We start from the raw sequence: 3,539 nt of genomic DNA on the forward strand, positions 1-3,539 counted from the left end.
CTTCTGGATGGTTTCGGTCTGCTGCGCTAACGTCTGCTGGATCTGTGGAGGCAGTTGTGGGTTTCCGTTGCTCTCCTGTTGGATCTGCGGGGGGAGCATCGTGTGCAGACGTTTGGCGATCTCCTGCGCTCCGGGCCAGTCCATGTTTTTTACCAGGATGTCGCCGGCCATGTTCATCAGCGGCGGGTAGGACTTGGTGAGGTCGATGATCGATGAGACTGCTTCCTGACGGCGGGAGTGATAGCTGGGGCCGGTGGAGATGGTGACGTCATACGTGCCCAGGCCGAGGTCGTAGATGCGTTCGTAGCCCTGCCACTGGGCTGTTTGTTCTGGTGAGAGTTGCTGCTGTTGTCCGATGGCAGCCATCGACGGTGCGCCATCTTCGCCGAGGATGCGGATGATGCGCGGGGTGTCGTAGATCTTCGGGATCAGGTCGAGAAGGATACGGCCGCAGTGACGCATCGCTCGGGTGAGGTTGTCGATGTAGTGGAAGTTCGCTCCCTGTGCCTGTTGCTGGCGCGCGAGGATGGCCTTGCCGCTGGTCTCGTTGCCCTGCGCTCCGAGAGAGGCGTCGTAGATACCGGTCACGGCTTTGAGATCATCGGTCGACTCCATCATGGCCATATTGATGGCCTGGATCGCCGGCTCTGCATTCATTCGCTGCGGTGGAGGAGCAGGCTGACCGCCGACTGTCGTTGGCTTGTACTGCAGATAAGCGAAGCTCTTGGTGTTGGCCTGTGCCCACTGACGTTCGTAGCCTTCGAGTTGGCCTTCGGCGATCACAAAAGGCGCCTTGGGAGCGAGTGCGATGGCTTCGGTTGCGGCTGACTTCATGAAGTTGAACTGGCGTTGCGGTTCCTTGGCGTCACGCACGATGCCTTTGAGTAGAAGCTTGCCGTCGATGTCGAGCTCGTCGCCGACGACCTTCACGATGGGAATCCAGCGGCCGGCCCATTCGGTTCGGCTTCCTTGGCATGGGGATCGTAGTAGACGGTGAAGGGATTGCGGATGCGCTTGATGCGGATCTCCTGCTCGAAGGAGAGAGGGCCGCTGTAGTCCGTCGTGATGCGGAAGTAGCCGAAGCTGAAAGCTGCTGCGCCGAAGAAGGCAGTATCATACGCGGCGTCGGCGCCGGAGTCGTACTCGATGTGGCGGATGAGGCCCTGCAGGATGCGCGCGGTCTCGACGTCGGCTCCATCATCGACGGGATTGACCTGAATGCTGGGCCGGTTCTGACGCTGTTCGTTGGTGACCTGGCGGACGAACTGCGGCAGACGATTGATGGTCAGGCAGGGACGGCCATCCATCTGGCGCTGACGTTGAATGGTGTCGTCCCACTGCTTGCCGGAGAAGAACTCCAGATCTTCGAGAGCTTCTTTGCGGCCCGACGATTCGGCTTCGGCTGCGAGTTGGAAGCGGCGTCTGGCAACGTCGAGGAGTTTCTCTTCTTTAGTCTTCTTCTGCTGCGGGGCGTCCTCGCTGCGTGGCTTCGAGGGAACGTTGGCTTCAGGAGCGGTATAGAGTTTCGCGCGTTTGACGTYCTGCCCGGCGATGGAGGTGAAGACATTGAAGTCCGCGGGCTTCATCCCCTGGGTGTTGCCGTAGCTTGGCGGAACGACGGTACCAACGCGGCGAGTGCCGTTGTCTCCGTGACGCATCGTGACGGGCTGGTTGGCGATGCGGCGGAGCGCCGGGTTTTCAGTTACATCTTTCTTCATGCCATCCACCCCTGTGCTCCGGCGAGTGTGCCGGTGTATTCGTCATGCTGCTGTTGCTGGTTCACAGTGGCTACCTTTACGGCGAAGGTCATGGCGAGGTTGTCACCTTTGTCAGGAGAGGCGAGGCCGCGTGCCTTCATCTCGTCTTTGCCTTCGAGCTGGATCTGGTTCTTCGCGGTGAAGAAGTATTCAGGCGAGGTGATGTCCTCGCCGAGCTCTGGATCGTCGGGAATCTCGGCGCCGGCGGCGAGCCATTCACGCATCTGTCCCCAGGATTCGGCGCGTTTGTTGGCGTAGCGAGCTGTGTCTTCGGGAGAGTGGCTTGAGTTGTACTCATGTAGCTTGCGACCGTAGCCGCGCGAACGAAGCACATCGATGACGCCACCACCGACACCGCCGCCATCGACGACGGTCATGGCCGGGTGTTCGCTCTCAATGTATTCAGAGACGCGGCCTGCGACCTGATCGACGGGGAGACCGCGATAGGTATTCAGGATGGTGTAGCGGCGGCCCTGGCGAAGACCGATGACGGTCTGGTCGTTGCCGAAGCGGGCGACGTCGACGGAGAGGATCTTCGGCAGAGCGCTGTAACCTTCTGCTTTGAAGCGGCGGGCGTTGGCGACGATGTCGCTGGCGATGAACTGCCGTGAGCTGGCGCGAGGAAACTCGCCGCGGGCACGAACGCGGAAGAAGTCAGAGTCTTCGCCCCAGTCCTCTTCCCACTTTTTCAACTGCTGCAGGTTGGTGCCTTCGACAGAGCGCGAGTCGATCTGGCTAATAAGCCAGCGATGTTTGAACTTGCCAAAGCACTCGCGGAAGCGGCCGGTGTTCTTGGTGGGGTTGCCGAAGGCGATCCACAGGATCTCGGTGTCGGCATCGGTGAGCGCGCCTTCAGTGACCTCCCAGATACGGTCGGCGATGGCCGAGGCTTCGTCGTAGATGACGATGATGCGTTTGCCCTGATTGTGCAGGCCGGCGAAGGCTTCGGTGTTGTGTTCGGACCAGGCAAGCGCGTCGGCACGCCACTGGCGGGCGTGCTGCTTATCTTTAGCGTTGATGGTGGTGGCGGTGATCTCCCACCAGTGGGCGTTGATGGAGAGACGTGTCCACTTGCTGATCTCAGGCCAGGTCTTGGTGCGGAGCTGGTTTTCGGTGTTGGCGGTGACGACGATGCGGCAGTCTTCAAAGGTGGAGATGCCCCAGTTGACGATCATGCCGATGAGCGCGCTTTTGCCTATTCCGTGACCTGATGCGACGGCGAGCTGGATAGGATCGGTGCGATTCGTACGAAGATGTTCGCCGATCTGCTGCAGCTTCTCGCGCTGCCAGCGGCGCGGGCCGTGATGTTGCTCCAGCTCGCCTGTGCCCCAGGGGAAGGCGTAGGAGACGTAACCAAGAGGATCGTGAGTGAAGCTGCCGATGTCGGCGGCAAGGGCTGCGTCAGCGGGATTGTTTGTCTGCGCGCGCACGTGCCTCCTTCACCATCTCGGCGAGCGAGATCTCACCGGTTACGTTCATGTCGATGCGGTCGCCGTATTTGCGTGGAAGCAATTTCGAGGCGACCCACTTGCGCGTATCGATCTTCAACTTGGAGCGTTGTACGGCGACGCGATTGGGCTGGCCTTCTCCGTAGAAGTCCTCGGTTGCATCGTCGGCGAGTTCGAGCAGTTCGTCTGCCATGAATTCGGCCTGTACTTCACGGGCCTGTTTGTATCGCTGTTGGAAGTCAGGTTTGGCCGCGAGCCAGCGTGCGACGGTCTGGCGTGAAGGCATGTTGTCGAGTGAGCAGATGTGGACGAGGCTCTGGCCTTCCATCAGGAG

The 3,539-nt window shown here is 60.4% G+C and carries 4 protein-coding genes; all 4 read right to left on the reverse strand.

The features are described from left to right. Positions 1-930, reverse strand: a 930-nt coding sequence (locus tag AB4043_RS20975) for a portal protein (protein WP_442307980.1), incomplete at its 3' end; no start/stop codon positions are given. Next, complete coding sequence (locus tag AB4043_RS20980) at positions 927-1,718, reverse strand: portal protein (protein WP_442307981.1); 792 nt, start codon at positions 1,716-1,718, stop codon at positions 927-929. The genes AB4043_RS20980 and AB4043_RS20975, both read right to left, overlap by 4 nt. Then, entirely contained in the window at positions 1,715-3,187 is a 1,473-nt protein-coding gene (locus AB4043_RS20985) for a hypothetical protein (RefSeq protein WP_442303012.1), read from the reverse strand. The genes AB4043_RS20980 and AB4043_RS20985 overlap by 4 nt, the downstream gene beginning before the upstream one ends. Beyond that, the coding region (locus AB4043_RS20990; RefSeq protein WP_442307982.1) for a hypothetical protein at positions 3,159-3,539 on the reverse strand (381 nt) is incomplete at its 5' end. The genes AB4043_RS20985 and AB4043_RS20990, both read right to left, overlap by 29 nt.

The organism is Terriglobus sp. YAF25 (genome assembly GCF_052113305.1).
Taxonomy (GTDB): Bacteria; Acidobacteriota; Terriglobia; order Terriglobales; family Acidobacteriaceae; genus Terriglobus.